Here is an 18465-nt window from a genome sequence, read left to right on the forward strand (position 1 = left end):
ACTCCCCCCACTCCCCCCACTCCTTCTAATCTCACCCTTTCCGACCGGCAAAGGAAAAAAGTTCACAGAAATTTAACAATGTGTACCAATAATTTGGTAACTTAATACATAGTTTGCAACAATTAGGGAAAAATTACGTTGAGTTACCATCCAGATGCCATTGCCGCCCACGGTGGAGAGTTAATTAACCGGGTTGCTTCCTCAGCACAAAGAGAACTATTTCTCTCCAAAGCTGACTTTTTACCGCGTGTGGAACTTGATGAGCGAGCAGTTTCCGATTTAGAAATGATTGCCATTGGTGGTTTTAGTCCTTTGACTGGTTTCATGAACCAAGCAGACTATAACCGAGTCGTTACAGAAATGCGGTTAGCTAACGGTATTGTCTGGTCAATTCCTATTACACTGTCTGTAACAGAAGAAGTAGCAGCCCCTCTACAAAAAGGCGGTTTAGTGCGTCTGGATAATCCCAGAGGCGAGTTTATTGGGGTATTAGAACTAACTGAAAAGTATACCTACGACAAACAACAGGAAGCCATCAATGTTTATCGCACTGATGATCTTAAACATCCTGGGGTGCAGGTAGTTTATAACCAAGGTTCTATCAACCTAGCAGGTGATATTTGGTTATTACAACGTGACTCTCATCCCCATTTTCCCAGCTACCAAATTGACCCTGCTGCGTCACGGGAAATGTTTCGAGAAAAAGGCTGGAAAACAATTGTGGGTTTCCAAACTCGCAATCCTATCCACCGCGCCCATGAATATATTCAAAAATGCGCTTTAGAAACTGTAGATGGTCTATTTTTGCATCCACTGGTAGGGGCAACTAAGGAGGATGACATCGCCGCTGATGTGCGGATGCGTTGTTATGAAATTTTACTAGAACACTATTACCCTGTAGATAGAGTAATTTTGGCAATTAACCCAGCAGCGATGCGCTATGCAGGTCCAAGGGAAGCCATTTTCCATGCTTTAGTGCGGAAAAATTACGGCTGTACACATTTTATCGTCGGACGTGATCATGCTGGTGTGGGTGACTACTACGGCACTTATGACGCTCAGTATATATTCGATGAATTCGCCCCTGAAGAGTTGGGAATTGTGCCAATGAAGTTTGAACACGCTTTCTATTGCAAGCGCACCAAACAAATGGCCACAACTAAAACCAGTCCTAGTAGTCCAGAGGAACGAGTTCATCTGTCGGGAACAAAGGTGCGGGAAATGTTACGTCGAGGTGAATTACCACCACCAGAATTTTCTCGTCCAGAAGTAGCGGCTGAGTTAACCCGGGCTATGAAAATTTCTCCTGTATTAGTTTAGATTCAGATCAAAAACTTTACTTGTAAAAATAAAGTGTGGATGGATGACTAATCCCCAGGATCTTCTGGTAAGATATTGAGTATCTTGACCATCAATGCCATAAGCGAAAACCAAGCTAATAGGCATATGTCGCAAGCAAAAGATTTGGGTCTTGGGGATCAGGACTCCTGCCCTTGGAGGGAATGTAAGTCCAATAGAACTACGAAGTTATAGAGGCTACTCCCGATGAATTGGGAAGCTCCGTCCGTCTTAAGGCGGAGTAATTCACGCTATAAGCTAACGGGCTGGAGTCTGATTGCTAATTATGAAACGGCGTAGGTTTTTACAACAAATTAGCGGCTTACTAGCAGCATTGGGGTTAGCTGAGACTGAGTGGTTGAGTTTGGGAAATCCCTATTACCAAGCTTTAGCACAATCTCACCAGCGGAAGTTAGCATTATTAATAGGCATTAATCAATATCCACAAAGTCCTGCCCTGGGGGGTTGTCTAACTGATGTGGAATTGCAAACAGAACTGTTAATTAATCGTTGTGGCTTTGCAGCAGCGGATATTCTGACTTTAACTGATGAACAAGCTAGTAAAGATTTTATTAAAGCGGCTTTTTTAGATCACTTGGGTAAGCAAGCCAAATCTGGAGATGTGGTGGTTTTCCATTTTTCTGGCTATGGGACTTGTGTTAATTTGGGGACGGGAATATTAGCAAATGCCATAGTTCCTGTTGATGAGAATAATTTATTAGGCACAAAATCGAGAAACTATTTATTGACAGAAACTCTGTTATTATTATTGCGATCGCTCCCTACAAATCAAGTTACGGCAATATTAGATACCAGTTACAATCATGCTCCTAAATTAAAACCCAATGGTTTACGAGTGCGGACCCGACCAGAATCATCAGCAGCAATTTTACAAATACAAGAATTAGAGTTTTTATCCCAACTGAAAAATCGGCAATTAGCTAATTATCATCCTCTAATTATCAACGCTACCGCAGCACCAAATCAACAGGCAGGAGAATTTATTTTCTCTAATGGCACTGCGGGATTATTAACTTATGCTTTAACTCAATATTTGTGGGAAACTACCCCAGCTAAAACAATTTCGGTTTTTCTTTCTGGTGTTGCTACTTCCATGTATCAGTTGGGTGGAAAACAACAACCAAGTCTATTAAATGAGTCAAAAAAATTTCAAAATGCTTTAATTATTGATTATTTTCCGATTGATAACTTGAGAAGTATTGGGGTGATTCAAGCCGTAGAAGAAGATGGCAAAATATTTAAGTTATGGTTGGGGGGATTACCTCTCCACGTTCTCACTAATTATGGCGTAAATTCTCGGTTAATTTTGGATACAGGGGCAGAGTTAACTATTAAATCACGAAGTGGGTTAGTAGCTAAAGCTCAATTAACAAATAGGGAGATTACCAATCTCCCCCAAGTTGGGCAAATAGTCCAAGAAAGTATACGCATATTACCCCGTAATATTTTTGTGAATGTGGCGTTAGATGAGCATTTGGAAAGAATTGAAGTGGTAGATGCTACTAGCGTTTTTTCAGGAATTAGCCGAATTGCTAATATTATTACCACACAAGAAACCGCTGATTATGTATTTGGTAAAGTTGCCCAAGTTCCTAGCCGTTATGGTCTTTTTTACCTGGGTGGTGAACCAATTATTAATACTATTGGGGAAGTTGGGGAAGCGGTGAAGGTGGCAGTACAGCGATTAACACCGCAATTTTCGACTTTGTTGGCATCAAAGTTGTGGCAGTTGACAGAAAATCAAGGTTCTTCCCGTTTACCTGTGAGGGCGACTTTAGAGGTTGTTAATAGTGTTGTCCCCCGCGTGTTTATGGTGCGGGACACTTTGGGAACTGCTAGTCAGGATAAGATTTTGCAACCACCTGACTATGAGGGAACTGCTATGCCGACAATTCCTCTGGGTAGTCGCTTGCAATATAAGGTTGAAAATTTGAGCGATCGCCCTATATACTTAATTTTAGTGGGTTTAAATAATAATCAAAATGCCTTTGCTTTTTATCCTTGGGAAGTTTTTCCAGAAACAGAAATTCCTCCCACTAAACCCCAACTAATAGAAATTCTCATTCCTCCAGGTCAAACTATGAAAATACCAGATAATCAATCTGTCTCTGGTTGGTTATTACCCACACGTTATACTTTTTGTGAACACCAAATTATTCTGAGTACCGCACCGTTTCAGGAAACTCTCGCGGCATTGGCTACTACCAAATATTCTACCACAGATCAACAGGCTATTAGTCCTCTAGTCAATCCTTTGGAAGTTGCCCAAGCTATATTACAAGATTTACATAATGCTAGTAAAGTGAAAACTGATATGAATATTACTACCAATGATGCCTATATTTTGGCTGTTAATAATTGGGCGAGTTTGAACTTTAGTTTTCAAGTTGTTTAGAAAGTCAGGATGTAGGGGCGCAGGGCCTGCGCCCATTCAGGAGTTTAGAATAAAGAATATTTTTCTTTTATCTTCTCTGCTATATCAAGTTTTCTGTAGCCTGAATCCTTACTTTAGAAATGCAAATATCTAAACTTCGTTAATTGTCACTTGATTTTGGATTTGGAATTTCCCAATTGTTTTAATCTAAAATCTAAAATCTAAAATTCCCAGTCATATCCATCACAGGCTATACTAGAATTTAATCTATTATTTATGTTTCCTATGGTTGTAAGTGCTTCGACCACCAAAATCACTTGGGAACTCTTACCCGAAGACTTCATTTTAGACGATGAACCTGTGGATAATGTCAATCAACCTAGTCTGGCAGCAGCACTCACGGAAAGCCTAGAATTTGCTGGCAAACTTCCAGAAACTGCCCTTGCTACCACCAATTACGGCATCTGCGCCACAGTAAATGATAAATTTGTCATCAAAGCCCCTGACTGGGCTTACGTGCCGCAAATTACAGTGCCTAGAGAACAAATCCAACGCAGTTACACCCCCCACAAACAGGGACAAATTCCTGCGGTGGTAATGGAATTTCTTTCCGATACCGATGGTAGTGAATATTCTAATAAACACACCTATCCTCCTGGAAAATGGTTTTATTATGAACAAGTTTTACAAGTTCCTAACTACATCATTTTTCAACCAGATATTGGTGAATTAGAAATATATCACTTGCATGAACATGGACACTATAAATTGCGTTCCTCAGATGAAAATAACCGTTACTGGTTAACTGAAATGGAATTATTTATTGGTGTTTGGCAAGGAAAACGCGAAAACCGTCAAGGTTATTGGTTACGCTGGTGGGATCAAGATGGTAATTTGCTACTTTGGGGTTCTGAGTTAGTGCAACAAGAACGACTTGCTAAAGAAACTGCCTTAAAACGTTTGGAAGAGTTAGAAAAACGCCTTCGAGATGCTGGCATTTCTGACTAACTTTTATTCAGATCCCGGACTTCTTTAAGAAGTCGGGGATCTTTGCTTTTACCTTTCGTGATAATTCCCTTGTCATAACGACAATTTTTAACGCCAACCTACTTAATCAAACTGTTATTAATTCTCTATGTTGAACTTAGCTAATATTCAAACCCTAGCTCAACAATACAGTCCCCAGGAACTTTTTGCAGCTTTGATGTGGCAACGTCGCTTTAATGAGTTTAATGGGGAGGAGGTTATTAGGGATCTTAGTCAATATTCTCATCTATGGGCAAGTTTTCTGTTTACGAAACCAATTTTTGCACCAGATGAAAATGGTTTAAGTTTTGGTGGTTTGGTAGATACTTTATTGGCAATGGCAAATTATCGCCCGATGCCAGAATCGAGTACAATACACTTTGTAGCTTATCCTGGAGATACTCTGTACATTTTGACAGAAAACCAAGATACTATCGTGTCTCAGCTTTTGGATTTGGGTAAAAAGTGGCGTGCAGATTCAGTGGATATTACTGATGGTAATAATGAAGAGTATGGTTTGCGACTTAGGCGACAGTTACGAATGAGATTAGAAGCAGGTTTGGAAGGTGAGTCGCTTTGGCAACAGCGAGATGCTGTAGTTATTACTTATTGGTGGGATTAATGATTAAAAAAATGTCAATCTCCATCCTATAAATCCTTTAATCCTGGAAATCCTGATTCTGACCAAATCAGGAAAATGTTAAGATTGATGTATCGCTTTTCTGGAGTTATGGAGAATGCGATCGCCAGCGTCAATTCCAATTATACCGTAGAGGTCGTTACGTTGAATTTAACTTAGTCTATGACCGGGGAACAATATTTGGTTTACAAACCAATGGTAGAGCAGAATCTATTTGAGGAGCATTATCCATCCAAGACAGACCGATTTTTTGGGTAGCTGGACATCGCTTACATCATGCCCACAAGAAATAGATTTTGATGAATAAAAGCTGCATTTTATTTTTACCCTCATCCCCAATCCCCTATTCCCTTACAAATACTTCTCCAACAACAAAGCCAGCTTCTCCTTCGTTGCTGCTGGTGCATTTGCTAAATTCGTCAAAATCGCATACTTTAAAGCCGAATGCGCCTCACTAGCAGGGGGATTTGCACTTAACCGCTTCACAGTTTCTTGAATTACCTTTTGTGCATTCGCCGCATTCTTGTGTAAATTCCCAATCACCATTTCCACCGTCACGCTATCATGATCGGGATGCCAAGAATCATAATCCGTCACCAGCGCCAAGGTTGCATAAGCGATTTCCGCTTCCCTGGCTAACTTTGCTTCGGGTAAATTTGTCATCCCGATTACCGTAGCATCCCAACTCCGATAGAGATGAGATTCAGCCTTAGTGGAAAAAGCCGGTCCTTCCATACATACGTAAGTACCACCATCATGTAACGTAACATCTGGTAAATTTAAAGAAGCGATCGCCTCCCCCAAAATCCCAGCCAAATTCTGGCAAATCGGCTCACCAAAGGCAATATGCGCCACAATTCCCTCACCAAAGAAGGTAGAAATACTATTCTTGGTTCGATCAATAAACTGATCAGGAATTACCATATCTAGGGGTTTAGCTTCAGCCTTCAAAGAACCCACAGCGCTCGCAGAGATTAAGTATTCTACACCCAATCGCTTCATCGCGTAAATATTAGCCCGAAATGGCAACTCAGAAGGTAACAACGTATGATTACGACCATGACGCGCTAAAAATGCCACGCGAGTTTCCTCTAAAGTTCCGATAATAATCGCATCCGACGGTGAACCAAAAGGGGTAGAAATCTCTATTTCCTCCACATCTTTTAGTGCTTCCATCTTATATAACCCGCTTCCACCAATGATTCCAATTCTAGCTATCGTCATAAACTATCCACTTTCTTATTAATTGAACTAACAAGTAATTTTACCTAAAAACTGTCCCTTGATAAATGCACAAAATTCACAGATAAGCAGGTTGGCGTTGAAAATTGTCGTTATAGCAAGACAATAGGCAATAGGCAAGAGTAAAGAAGTTTTCAGGGATTTTACGTTTCTTTAAGTAATTGGACAAAAATATTTACAGTCATTGCGAGCGAAGGGAAGCAATCACAACCCTGGCGATTGCTTCATTCCACTTCGTTATATATTGCTAACGCAACGCTTACGCAATGACATTATGTAATTAATTCTGTCTCACTACTTACAGAGTTTGGTTTTATTGTGTTCACCTACTTACTACAGCGATTTCCAATCATATAAGGTACATCTTAGCCCCCTCATCGCTTGCGGGGAGGGGGTTGGGGGTGGGGTTCTTGTTCCGGGTTTGATGACAATTTGCTGTAATTTGTGAGAAATCCGGGTATAAGGACACGAATATAAAAATCTCCGAATTTTTTGAAAAATTAGGGATATTTAACTTATTTTAGATAAATTAATAAATTTAACCCAGGAATTGTCCGCGAAAGCGTCCAACCCGCTAAAATAATGTAAAGTAACCCTAAACTCCACTGATACCAAGCCAAAATAGAAATAATTCCTGGTAAATGTTCATCACGTAACCGAATATCATTAAATCCTAATCTTACCAAATTATTCAAACTAAAATCATAATAATTCAGCCAATTCCAACGCCTATCCCATAATAGCGGCATATATCTTTCCCGAAAACTGGGATTTCTAGGAATCACGGGTAATCTCCCAATTAATAATCTTAGCTGTCTTAATGTTCCATCTTCTCGAAAATAAGAAACATCCATTAAATCGTGATAACGCCCTTGTTTATAAAGTCGCCACAATAAAATCCCCGGTAGGGGAAAAATAATCATAAATAAACACAATAAAGTTAACCAAGGACTACCAGAATTCCGAAAAATTGCCAATAAACTACCAGATATTGAACCAATAAAACTCAATAATATACAAACAGTTTCATAATATCTAGGAATAATTGCTACAGGAGACAACCGACGACAACGATCAACTAACCAAAATAATACACCAAAACAGGAAATAACTACACCACCCACACCAAATACTAACCAAAAATTTGTCCCATAACCACTTAACAACAATAATAAACTCAATAACAACCAATTTAAAGATTTAACTAACCACCCACTAAAAACTAGAGGTTCAGTAGCAACAATTCTCTCCCTTAACTGATTATATATTTCCCAATCCACATCAGGTAAAACTAGTAACTCGCTAATATTCCGAAAATGTTTAATTTGACGATATTGATTAATTTCAGCCGATTGAGTTGCAGAAAAACCTAAATTTATTAACCTATTCACAGCAGCAGTATTAATATTGATAGCTACCAACTGATGACTTAATTCAATTAATCTTAACCGTTGTTTCGTATATTCCAACTGATTTGCATCACTAACCTGCTGTTGTAACCGGAAATTTTGACTTAAATTCCGCAAAATATTTTGATTACCTCGTAATCTTAGCACAATCAACTTTTTACCAATTTCGCCAACATTACCTAAAATTTTTGCTTGATTAGAATTAAAAACCAATCCAGAAACATTTAAAAATGCGGTTTCTGCAAACTTGACATCACTAAAATCAGCTTGATTGAGAATACTTGCACTCTGCAAATCTACAGATTCATTAAACTCAGATTCTCTAAAAATTAGAGCTTGTTTAAAAATAGCATCTTTCATTAATAAAGATTGATGAAAATTCACCTGATTAAAATTAACTTGATTATTAAAAATAGCACTAGAAAAATCAGCTTTTTCTTGCCAATAACTACTATTAAACCTAACTACTTGTTGAAATTTTCCTTGATTAAATTTTACATCATCACAAAATACATCACCTTGAAAATTAGCAGCATCTAGAAATTTAATATTTTGAAAGTTGGCTTTCTCAAAGAAAATGCTACCTTCAAAACTACTCAGGGCGTGAAAAATAGCCCCACTAAAACTCACAGTTCTACCAAATCTGGATTCGTCCCAATTAGTAGGTTTTAAAAAATTTGCCCCTTGAGCATTTACAGGTTGGAGAAAGAACGTATTCGGGAATTTTACTTCCCCATTAAAACGACTTCCTACCATGATTAAAGCCCCACGAAATACAGCAATACTACTAGAGTTATTGGACTGATTGTTCAACAAAGATTTACAATCTTTAGCATTAGGAAAAGCTCTTGCTAAAGATTGCAAACATATTGAACGTAAACTTTCTAACTGTTGCTGTTCTGTATGTGTGAAAATTTGGGCTATTCCTTGAGCATAAAGAGGAGTTCGTAAACCCAAATCACTGCCATAAAAATCACCTTCAATTACAGAATTACTCAAATCTAAACCCAAAGCTGTCGCCCCAGTTTTTTGTAATTCTTTTCTGAGTAATTGATAAAAATTATCCCGAAAAATAGCATTTTCTGGACGTAAATCAATCACCATTTTTTTTAAATCTACAGTTAAATTACCATCTCGTAAAATTGGTGTTTTAACTCGTTCTTGTAATAATTCCCAAGTTAAAGTGATAGGTTCATTAGGAACTGCAAAAGTAGGAATAGGAAGTAAAAATATAGCAAATATACAAACAAAACTTATGATTGCGGACTTAGATATGATGATTTTTCCTAATTCCGCAGATAATAAGTTTATTTTTTTAATCGTGTTTTTTATTTGCCAAATGTGAGAAAAATCCCATTTTTGTAAATAGCTAAAGTGACAAAATAATCTCAACAAATTCTCTACTTAATGATTAATTCAATAAAACAACCTTACCCAGGACAGAACCAGTTTCCACTAAAGCGTGTGCTTTTGCTGCTGAGGCTAAAGGGAAGGTCTGACTAACTTCAATTTTTAACTTACCTTCATCTATCCAATTAGCACATTCTTGTAAAATATCCCCATGATGTGTTAACGATTCCATATTTTCTAACAACAACGGTGTTAGCATTAGTTCTAAACCAATGCGGAGATTTCTGTTTCTAGCAACTTTCCAAACAGTGTTAGCTTTTGGTTCTAGAATAGTCACAATATCGCCATAAAGTCGCACTGCGGGAAAAGATTTTTCCAAGGTATCACCACCCACAGTATCAAAAACTAAATCTGCGCCTTCACCATTAGTCCAATCTAATACAGATGCGACAAAATCAGTTTCTTTGTAAAAAATCACCTTATCAGCACCAAGTTGAGTGACAAAATTAGCCTTTTCTCGTGAACTCACCGTAGTCGCTACTTCAGCACCTTTGAGTTTAGCCAACTGAATAGCCACATGACCAACACCACCCGCACCAGCATGAACTAATACCTTTTCTCCTGGTTCAAGTCTTCCCCGTTCATATAAAGCTTCCCAAGCAGTAATTAAAACCAGAGGTGCTGCTGCTGCTTCTGCAAAAGAAACAGATTTGGGTTTCAATGCCACACATCTTTCATCAACAATGATATATTCAGCATAATTTCCTGGACTTGCACCCAAACCACCATAGCAAAAATATACTTCATCACCAACGCCAAATTTTTGGACATCATTACCCACAGCTTCTACTATACCTGCACCATCACATCCTAAAATAGTTGGCATTTGTTCCGGGAAAAATGTCCCCCGCTGACGTAATTTAGTATCAATGGGATTAACACCGGCAGCGAAAATTTTTACTAGAATTTCTTTATTTGTTGGTATAGGTTGAGGAACTTCTTGTAGTTCTAAAACTTCTGGTTTACCTACTGCGGTCATTAATATTGCTTTCATGATTTTTCTCCTAGATACACTTATTTAAGTTTACCTAAAAATATCCCCATAACTTCCTAATTTTTCAGGAAAATATGGGGAGAAAATATCCGAAATCTCTGACAAAATGGGTTTAATTTTGAGGAGAAGAATTATTTGTTCCTGGTGTTACAGGCGCTTGAGGTAATGTACCGGGATTAATTCCGTTCCCAGGTGTGGGAAAGGGATTTGGGTTAATCGGTGGTAAAGACCTCAAATTTTCCGGTGAGTTAATTTCTGGGTTGGTGGGATTATTCGGTATGGGAGGAGTAGGGAAATTGGGTAAATTTGTCAATGGTTGAGATGAACCGGGGATAATTCCCAAAGATACACGATTCCCTCCTACTTTTCTCAGCAAGTCTAAGGTTTGAATTACGTCGTTATAAGTAGCTGTCCGTGACGCATTCAATACTAAAATCCCGTCTGGATTTGTTTGGATGTATTGTTTTAAACGTGATTCTAATTCCTCCTGTTTCACAGGTTCTTTTTCGATGTAAGTTAATCCAATAGCATCAATTGTTACAGGTAATATTTTACTTTTAATCTGGGAATTAGCAGCAGAATTTTCGCCTGTACTAGCTTTGGGTAAGTCAACATTAATTGCTTGTTGACGGGTAAATTGTAAAGCTGCCAATAGAAAGAATGTCAGAATACAAAAAACAACATCAATTAGGGGGATAATTTGAATCTGAAGGTCTTCACCGGGGGTCTCTAGCTTAACTTTCATCTTCTGGTTTTTCTCCAAAGTTCAAATTGGCATCATCAACCTTGTTATCGGGCAAATTTGCTGAATTGACAAGGTTTAAATCGTAATTATCAATTGGCTCATTTGGTCTATTTTCTGGGTCTTGAATAAATGTTTTTGATTCTAGCTGAGAAGATGAATCGAAATTTGTAGAGGTGCGTTTTGATAATCTGCCCGTGTTAATTATTTTAGGTTCGGGAGGATATTGACGGTAAAGCAGTTCTAATTCATTGCCGGCTTTGTTGAAAATTTTAACTTGGTTAACAACAAAACTTTGAAATAGGCGGTAGAATACTAAACTGGCGATCGCTACTATTAATCCGGCTGCTGTACTAATTAACGATTCCCCAATCCCTGTGGTGACACCGGCTGTAGATTCAGTTCCCAAATCACCAATACGAATTGCACCTAAAGAACGAATCAAACCTAAAACTGTCCCCAATAATCCTAACAGTGGTGAAAGGGCAATCACAGCTTCTAAAAGTTTTTCACCCCGACGCATTCCCGCTATTTCGTCGGCTGCTGTGGATTCTAGGGCTAATCTAAAGGTTTCTGGATCGTTTTTTTGCAAGCTTAAGGGTGCGTATAAAAACCTGCCAACGGGCTGTTTTATAGCTTGTTCAGCCATTGCTTCAGCGATTCCCCAATCCTCACCAGCAGCATCTATAACCCGATTGACTATTTCTTTTTCCTGGGCAAGAATCCGTAACCAGAACCATAGACGTTCAAAAATCACACTTAGTGATAGGACTGACAAAACTAGCAAAGGCCACATAGCAGGCCCGCCCTTCTTAAACAAATCTAAAATATCCACTGTGTAGGTTTCCTCTCTCCATTCCGAGTAGTCAAGGCATTTTCATTTTAAAGAGTTTTGCATTACTCACAAACTTTTCTGATTAATTACTAAGGAGTAACATCTTCTATACACAATATGGCGGTTATTCCCACCGGGAGTTTAGATGATTATTTGCCAAAATAAAAAAATCACTGGAGGTTAAGAATGAACTTCTCAATTCAATCCCTGTATACATGGTATCGGAACACACTACGCAATCCTAAATACCGTTGGTGGATAATTATCGGCACAGTAGCCTATTTAATTAGCCCTTTAGATATTTCTCCAGATTTTATTCCCATTATTGGTCAAATTGACGATGTTTTACTGTTGAGTTTATTCGTTTCCGAAGTTTCTTCCTTAGTTCTTGACGGTTGGAAGGCAAAAAAAGGGACTGTAGAAAATAGTACCACCAATCCGGCTAATCATGCCGCTGCCGCTGGCGAAACTGTGGATGTTGATTCTATCCCTGTTAAGTAGGGTTTGCTGAATAAGTTGTCTGTGAGGGCAGGGAACAGGGAACTCTTAACTGGGAATAGGGAACAGTTTTATACTAAACACGGGTGAGATTTAAACTTTTGCTAGGGGACAAAGAACCCAGATGTGTAGGGGTAAAGCAAGAGCTTCATTGGTGTCAATTTAAGCTCAAATCCCTACCACATCTCGTTCCTAGTCTCTGACTAGGAATGCAGTTGATGAGGCTCTGCCTCTAATATTATTGAAGGCAGAGCCTTCTAGAATTCATTCCCAGTCAGAGACTGGGAATGAGATGAAACAGGATCATTTATTTTGTGGCTTACTCTAACAATTATTAACATATCTAAGTAGGTGAACACAATAAAACCAAACTGTGTAAAGAAACGTAAAATCGCCCAAACTCTCTTCACTCTTGCCTCTTGCCTCTTGCCTTTTGCCTTGCCATAACGACAATTTTCAACGCCAACCTACTTAAAAACAATGAGATAGATACCTAAATTGGGTTAAAAAATGGGATCTAGCGTTACTTTCTGTGGTACTTGAGTTTTTCTCAACTAAAACAACTCTCTATCTTGTTTTTCCGTCAGGAATATCCTTAATTTTGCCCCCATATTAACATAATCTTTAGATAGGTTTTTCCGTATTTACCCTTACAATTAAAAATAAAACATGACTAATTTACCAAAAGGATTAATTGTTTCCTGTCAAGCGCCTATAAGTTCTCCATTACATGATCCTTATGTAATTTCTGCAATGGCACAAGCAGCAGTGAATAATGGGGCTGTAGCTGTAAGAATTGACACGCCCAGTCACATTCAAGCCGTGCGGGAAAAAGTCCAAGTTCCGATTATTGGACTTTGGAAACAAGTAATAACTGGTTCTGATGTTTATATTACACCACAATTTCATCATGCTGTGGCTGTATCTGAAGCAGGTGCAGATATTATTGCCATAGATGCTACTACTAGATATCGCCCCGGTGATGAAAAGTTGGCAGATATTATTACTCTAATTCATCAGCAGTTAAATAAGCCAGTTATGGCAGATGTAGATACTTACGAGGCTGCACAATTAGCTGTTAATGCCGGTGCGGATATTGTGGGAACTACTCTTTTTGGCTACACAACAGCAACTCAAAACTTTTCTCCTCCTGGTTGGGAATTACTCACCCAAATCGTAGAAAATCTGGATACTTTTGTGATTTGTGAAGGTGGTGTTTCTTCCCCAGAAATGGCTAGAAAAGCTTTGGATTTAGGCGCTAATGCTGTTGTTGTTGGTGGGGCGATTACTGGAATTGATTTGTTAGTTAAAGCTTATATAGCGGTTCTTGGCTGAGTGAAAGACAATAACCCCACCCCCAACCCCCTCCCCGCAAGCAAGGAGGGGGCTTATGATGTATCTTATTCAAGTGCATACCGCTATATCAGGGGAGTCTTGATTAAAGAATCTCAGTGTCTTTAGACCTGAGAGGTTGTTTGAAAACTTTTTCGTGTGGGATCTGACACCCGCAGATCCCCCTAAATCCCCCTTAAAAAGGGGGACTTTAAGGAATTTAGCCCCCCTTTGTAAGGGGGGTTGGGGGGATCTCGATTAATTCTGATACTTTTCAAACATCCTCTGAGAGTGTCAATCCATTAAGAGTAATTGCGAAGGTTCTAATTGCACATACCAGGGAAAAGGTTGATTTTGAATATTTTCCCATTTTTCTTTATATATTTCTCCTTGTAAGTGATAATCATGGGGATGATTACCAAAAGAATGTAGTTTGAGAAATACTGTCATGCGGTGAGGTGTTTCACTGGTACGCACTAAATAACAGGGAAAGGTGTTTACTTTTTGCGGATCTTTAGTGAAAATTAAATGATGAGCGCGAATACCAACATGAGATAATCCTGAAGGCATTTTTTCTCTGACTTGGAGAGTACAATCCCAATCAATTGCTTCTATTTGTTGAGGAGATAAAATACTAGCACGGGAAAAGTTTTTACAACCTGTAAGTTGGGCGACATTTATACTTGCAGGATGTTGAAAAATCTCATATTTAGAACCATGATGTGCTTCTTTTCCCTGTTCTAATACTAATAGATTGGGACATAGGCGATAGGCTTCTTCCATATTATGAGTAACAAATAAAGTTACTCCAGAATAATCATCCAGAATTTCTGTAACTTGTTGTTCTAATTGACTGCGAAGATGGGTATCTAAAGCGGAAAATGGTTCATCTAAAAGTAGTGCTTCTGGTTTGCTTGCTAAAGCCCTAGCTAATGCTACCCGTTGCTGTTGTCCCCCGGAAAGTTGGTGCGGATAGCGATCGCCAAATCCTTGTAATTGCATGGTTATTAACTGCTTTTCTACCTCTTCCTTAACGTTGACAGATTTGGGTATGCCAAAGGCGATATTTTCCGCTACAGTAATATGTGGAAATAGGGCATAGTTTTGGAATAAAAAACCAATTCGGCGTTGATGAATGGGCAGATCAATTTTCTTTTCGGAGTCAAATAATACCCGATTATTTAAAACTATTTTTCCTTTATTTGGTGTTTCTATGCCAGCAATACAACGCAAAATCATACTTTTTCCTGCCCCAGAACCTCCCAATAATCCCAATGGTTGATTATCAGTATTTAAGGTAACTTGAAGATGAAAATTAGCCAGTCTTTTGTCAATATCTAAAAATAAGCCATTTGGGGAAGAATCTTCTAATAATAAAGAAGATTTGTTTGCTAATTCTATTTGATTTTGAGATGGTTTTGTCAATCTTGATTTATATGCAAGTTCTTGCCAAAAATTAGCTAGAATAATCCCTGAAAGGGAAATGATCATCATGGTAATTGACCAAAACCAAGCTTCATTCATTGCCCCAGCTTCTACTGCGAAATATATGGCCATTGGGATAGTTTGCGTTTGTCCAGGAATATTTCCTGCTAACATCAAAGTTGCCCCAAATTCACCTAAAGCCCGCGCAAATGCTAAGGTGGTGGCAGCAATAATCCCTGGAAATGCTAGGGGTAAACTAATCCGCCAAAAAATTGTCAATTCTTTCGCACCTAATGTTCTGGCTACTCGCAGTAAATTGGTATCAATTTGACTAAAAGCTGCCAATGCAGTTTTATACATCAATGGGAATGAAACTACTATAGCAGCGATCGCCCCACCATACCAAGTAAATATAACTGTCGTATTGAAGGGTTCTAGTAGTTTACCCACTGGACCATTTTTCCCAAAGAATATCAGCAGTAAAAACCCAACCACAGTGGGGGGTAAAATCAACGGTGCGACAAATATCCCCTCAATTAAGGATTTACCTTTACCACGATATCCCAACATCCAATAAGCAGCAAATATACCCAAAAAGAAAGTGATAAATGTTGCTAATAAAGCCGTTTTTAACGATATCCAAAGCGGTGATAAATCCTGTGGCATAGTTTTAATAAAGATGTTTGTTACTTAATTAACTCAATTATGACTAAGGCAGAATAAACCCATATTTTTTGAATACAGCTTTAGCTTGATTGCTAGATAAAAATTGGGAAAATTCTTTAGCAGTATCAACATTTTTGCTACGTTTAACAACTGCTAAGGGATAAATAATGGGAGAGTGGTATTTTTCATCGGCTGTAACTACAACTTTGACTTTATCAGAGATTTTGGCATCAGTTATATAAACTAACCCTGCATCAACATTACCAGTTTCTACAGATGCTAAAACCTGACGCACGTTATTTGCAAAAACCAATTTTGATTTAATTTCTGACCAAATTTTTAACTTTTCTAATACTTGTTGTCCATATTGTCCTGCGGGTACAGTTCTGGGTTCACCAATAGCAATTTTTTTGACTTTGGCATCTTTAAGATTGTAGAAACTAGTGATACCAACGGCATTTTTAGGGACTACCAAAACTAATTTATTTTTAGCAATGATATTCCGAGTTCCTGCCACCAAAAGTCCTTTTTGTTCTAAAGTATCTACTTGTTTTTTTGCCGCAGATATAAAAATATCCGCCGGCGCACCTTGTTCTATTTGTTGCTGTAATGCACCGGAACTACCAAAGTTATAATTTATTTTGACGTTTGTTTTACTTTGTTGGTAAAGGGGTTTAATTTCTTCTAGTACCTCTTTTAAACTAGCAGCAGCGGATATGATTAAGTTGGTATTGGATTGTGCGGAAACCGGGGATGAAATTAGGCTGGGTAAGCCAATTGTCAGTAGCAAAGTGGCTAAGGCTGTAGTAATAAAGACTAATAATTTTCTGCTTTTCATTGGTAAACAGGATGGGGGAAATTTTTAGTGCTGGTGTTAATTTGGTATACTTTCACCAAGATTACTATATTAATTACCAATTATCTTGGTAAAACTTCATTGAGAAAATAAACCTATTCCAGATGATTTATCTTAAAAATTGGACAAAAACTGTATTTAAGATTACTTTTTACAAGATTGTATGAATAAGTATCTATAATATTTACCAACTTAATTGGTAGTTGTATCAATTGAGTTTTTTCCTCCTCTCTAGAAAATAGAGAGGAAATCATTCAAGTGTGAAATATGACGGTAATTAGGGGGAGAAAGGCGAGGAGAAAAATCCGCCAGGAGGGTAATTGTGCTGCTGATATTGGTTCAGGTGGTGTTAATAAGGCTTCAATTCTTTGTTCCAAGCGATCGCCTGTCCCCAAAGCCGCACAACAAGTATCTGAGGTAATGGAGTTATTGCTAACGACTAATAACAAGGACTCTGCTAATATTATAGGATCTACTTGGGATGCGGCGTAACTATCAGCCCGTAATTCTCGCAAAACTAACAATTCTTGCCATAAAGGCTCTGTATTCGGCAACCAAGCGGTACAATAACGCATCCAGCCCAGCCAAAAGAACCAAAACGTATCCCTATACTGATAATGCCCTTGTTCGTGGGCTAAAACACTTTCTAGATGGGCTGGAGAGAGAATTTGTAGTAGTCCTTGACTAACGACTAATTCAGGTTGCCAAAAACCCATTTGTCCAGCAAATAAAGCTTGAGTTTCTAGGAGTCGGGCAGATTTACCATTTAGGTTAATTTGGGGACATTCACGGGCAGATTTAATAGCTTTCCAGCCCTGAAAAGCTAGTTTGATACCAAAGATATTAAAAAATCCCAGAAAAATTAAGGCGAGGAGATAGCTAAAAGAGTCGGTATACATTCCGCCCATTTTTCCCTGGGTCCCCATACAGACGACGGAGGTAACTGTCATGAAGATGAGTAAGGGGGGGAAAAGGAATAAAAATAGGGTTTTTTGCCAGCGTAAATACCAATTTCCCTGGGGAATTTCGCCAAAGAATCGCAACCACCAAGCAATGGTAACAGCGGTGACAATCATGAGTAAGTGCATAATGTTACTTTTCTCCTCTAGCTTCCCGTGCTGCTTGGATGCGTTTAGCGATCGCTTCGATTTGGTCACTAGCAGCTTGATCTAAACTATCAGCAAATGCCGCAATCACATCAGGATTTCCCACTGCTAAAAATCGCTGTAATTGATCATGTGCCTTAATTACCTCTGCTTGTTGTTTAGTCAGTAAAGGTTGCCAATAAAAGGCTTTCTCTTGTTTATTGCAAACTAACCAGCCTTTTTCCGTCAACCGACGTAGAACTGTAGTTACGGAAGTATAAGCCAATTCGCGGTTAGGATCAGCTAAAATGCGATCATGTACATCTTTGACAGTAACAGAACTCAGTTCCCAGACGATATTGAGAATTTCTGCTTCCAATGGACCAAGGGACATTTGTTTGGGACGATAATCGGGTAAAGGAGCCATATTGATAATTGAAGATGTCATCTGGATTTTATCGCTTCCAGGTTTATTTATCGGTCACTTTTTCAGATTTAATATTATTCTTGCCTCCCTCCAATTCTTCCTCCTGACTCCTGATTGGGCGCAGGCCCTGCGCCCCTACCTCCCC

General features: G+C 38.6%; 15 protein-coding genes and 1 pseudogene. 7 read left to right on the forward strand and 9 right to left on the reverse strand.

Translation table 11 applies throughout. From position 1 onward, the window contains the following. Positions 1–138 precede the first annotated feature (138 nt). From sat to AN486_RS22465, 5 genes and pseudogenes are all read left to right on the forward strand, one after another. Complete coding sequence (gene sat, locus AN486_RS22445) at positions 139–1320, forward strand: sulfate adenylyltransferase (protein WP_053540515.1); 1182 nt, start codon at positions 139–141, stop codon at positions 1318–1320. Between the two features lie 304 nt (positions 1321–1624). Beyond that, positions 1625–3754, forward strand: coding sequence for a caspase family protein (locus AN486_RS22450; RefSeq protein ID WP_290602639.1), 2130 nt, complete (start codon positions 1625–1627; stop codon positions 3752–3754). A 264-nt stretch (positions 3755–4018) separates the two neighbouring features. Continuing rightward, complete coding sequence (locus AN486_RS22455) at positions 4019–4741, forward strand: Uma2 family endonuclease (protein WP_290602649.1); 723 nt, start codon at positions 4019–4021, stop codon at positions 4739–4741. 127 nt (positions 4742–4868) lie between these two features. Continuing rightward, the gene (locus AN486_RS22460; RefSeq protein WP_290602641.1) at positions 4869–5381 is read left to right on the forward strand and encodes a hypothetical protein; all 513 of its coding nucleotides are present in this window, start codon (positions 4869–4871) and stop codon (positions 5379–5381) included. Positions 5382–5488: 107 nt separating this feature from the next. After that, a pseudogene (locus AN486_RS22465) lies at positions 5489–5614 on the forward strand (coproporphyrinogen III oxidase); the annotation flags it as partial. A gap of 136 nt (positions 5615–5750) precedes the next feature. Here AN486_RS22465 and AN486_RS22470 read toward each other — a convergent pair. The 5 genes from AN486_RS22470 to AN486_RS22490 form a co-directional block, all read right to left on the reverse strand. Further along, complete coding sequence (locus AN486_RS22470) at positions 5751–6623, reverse strand: S-methyl-5'-thioadenosine phosphorylase (protein ID WP_290602642.1); 873 nt, start codon at positions 6621–6623, stop codon at positions 5751–5753. 533 nt (positions 6624–7156) lie between these two features. Next, positions 7157–9445: a pentapeptide repeat-containing protein gene (locus AN486_RS22475; RefSeq protein ID WP_290602644.1), complete on the reverse strand. Its 2289-nt coding sequence runs from the start codon at positions 9443–9445 to the stop codon at positions 7157–7159. A gap of 16 nt (positions 9446–9461) precedes the next feature. Then, positions 9462–10454, reverse strand: a complete 993-nt coding sequence (locus AN486_RS22480) for a zinc-dependent alcohol dehydrogenase family protein (protein ID WP_168634758.1) — start codon at positions 10452–10454, stop codon at positions 9462–9464. Between the two features lie 112 nt (positions 10455–10566). Then, a complete protein-coding gene (locus tag AN486_RS22485; protein WP_053540509.1) occupies positions 10567–11199 on the reverse strand; it encodes a biopolymer transporter ExbD in 633 nt (210 codons plus the stop codon). Further along, positions 11189–12031, reverse strand: coding sequence for a MotA/TolQ/ExbB proton channel family protein (locus tag AN486_RS22490; protein ID WP_053540508.1), 843 nt, complete (start codon positions 12029–12031; stop codon positions 11189–11191). Before AN486_RS22490 ends, AN486_RS22485 begins: the two co-directional genes overlap by 11 nt. A 186-nt stretch (positions 12032–12217) precedes the next feature. Between AN486_RS22490 and AN486_RS22495 the strand changes: the two genes are divergently transcribed. Then, positions 12218–12532, forward strand: coding sequence for a YkvA family protein (locus AN486_RS22495; RefSeq protein ID WP_039204729.1), 315 nt, complete (start codon positions 12218–12220; stop codon positions 12530–12532). A 666-nt stretch (positions 12533–13198) separates the two neighbouring features. Further along, the gene (locus AN486_RS22500; RefSeq protein ID WP_053540507.1) at positions 13199–13864 is read left to right on the forward strand and encodes an N-acetylmannosamine-6-phosphate 2-epimerase; all 666 of its coding nucleotides are present in this window, start codon (positions 13199–13201) and stop codon (positions 13862–13864) included. A 291-nt stretch (positions 13865–14155) separates the two neighbouring features. On the opposite strand, the gene modB is transcribed toward AN486_RS22500, so the two are convergent. The 4 genes from modB to AN486_RS22520 form a co-directional block, all read right to left on the reverse strand. Then, positions 14156–15952 carry a molybdate ABC transporter permease subunit gene (modB, locus tag AN486_RS22505; RefSeq protein ID WP_053540506.1) on the reverse strand — a complete coding sequence of 599 codons (1797 nt, stop codon included), beginning with the start codon at positions 15950–15952 and terminating at the stop codon, positions 14156–14158. 43 nt (positions 15953–15995) lie between these two features. Further along, a complete protein-coding gene (gene modA / locus AN486_RS22510) occupies positions 15996–16790 on the reverse strand; it encodes a molybdate ABC transporter substrate-binding protein (RefSeq protein ID WP_290602647.1) in 795 nt (264 codons plus the stop codon). Between the two features lie 272 nt (positions 16791–17062). Then, a complete protein-coding gene (locus AN486_RS22515; RefSeq protein WP_290602648.1) occupies positions 17063–17896 on the reverse strand; it encodes a M56 family metallopeptidase in 834 nt (277 codons plus the stop codon). A gap of 4 nt (positions 17897–17900) precedes the next feature. After that, entirely contained in the window at positions 17901–18320 is a 420-nt protein-coding gene (locus tag AN486_RS22520) for a BlaI/MecI/CopY family transcriptional regulator (RefSeq protein WP_290602651.1), read from the reverse strand. Positions 18321–18465 lie beyond the last annotated feature (145 nt).

Origin of the sequence: Anabaena sp. AL93 (assembly GCF_001672085.1) — a bacterium.
Taxonomy (GTDB): domain Bacteria; phylum Cyanobacteriota; class Cyanobacteriia; order Cyanobacteriales; family Nostocaceae; genus Dolichospermum; species Dolichospermum heterosporum.

Bases quoted from the DNA above. Each gene is read 5' to 3' on its own strand.
- AN486_RS22495 (WP_039204729.1), top strand. From the start codon at position 12,218: ATGAACTTCTCAATTCAATCCCTGTATACATGGTATCGGAACACACTA.
- AN486_RS22470 (WP_290602642.1), bottom strand. From the start codon at position 6,623: ATGACGATAGCTAGAATTGGAATCATTGGTGGAAGCGGGTTATATAAG.
- modB (WP_053540506.1), bottom strand. From the start codon at position 15,952: ATGCCACAGGATTTATCACCGCTTTGGATATCGTTAAAAACGGCTTTA.
- AN486_RS22455 (WP_290602649.1), top strand. From the start codon at position 4,019: ATGGTTGTAAGTGCTTCGACCACCAAAATCACTTGGGAACTCTTACCC.
- AN486_RS22520 (WP_290602651.1), bottom strand. From the start codon at position 18,320: ATGGCTCCTTTACCCGATTATCGTCCCAAACAAATGTCCCTTGGTCCA.
- AN486_RS22500 (WP_053540507.1), top strand. From the start codon at position 13,199: ATGACTAATTTACCAAAAGGATTAATTGTTTCCTGTCAAGCGCCTATA.
- AN486_RS22515 (WP_290602648.1), bottom strand. From the start codon at position 17,896: ATGCACTTACTCATGATTGTCACCGCTGTTACCATTGCTTGGTGGTTG.
- modA (WP_290602647.1), bottom strand. From the start codon at position 16,790: ATGAAAAGCAGAAAATTATTAGTCTTTATTACTACAGCCTTAGCCACT.
- AN486_RS22480 (WP_168634758.1), bottom strand. From the start codon at position 10,454: ATGAAAGCAATATTAATGACCGCAGTAGGTAAACCAGAAGTTTTAGAA.
- AN486_RS22485 (WP_053540509.1), bottom strand. From the start codon at position 11,199: ATGAAAGTTAAGCTAGAGACCCCCGGTGAAGACCTTCAGATTCAAATT.
- AN486_RS22450 (WP_290602639.1), top strand. From the start codon at position 1,625: ATGAAACGGCGTAGGTTTTTACAACAAATTAGCGGCTTACTAGCAGCA.
- AN486_RS22460 (WP_290602641.1), top strand. From the start codon at position 4,869: ATGTTGAACTTAGCTAATATTCAAACCCTAGCTCAACAATACAGTCCC.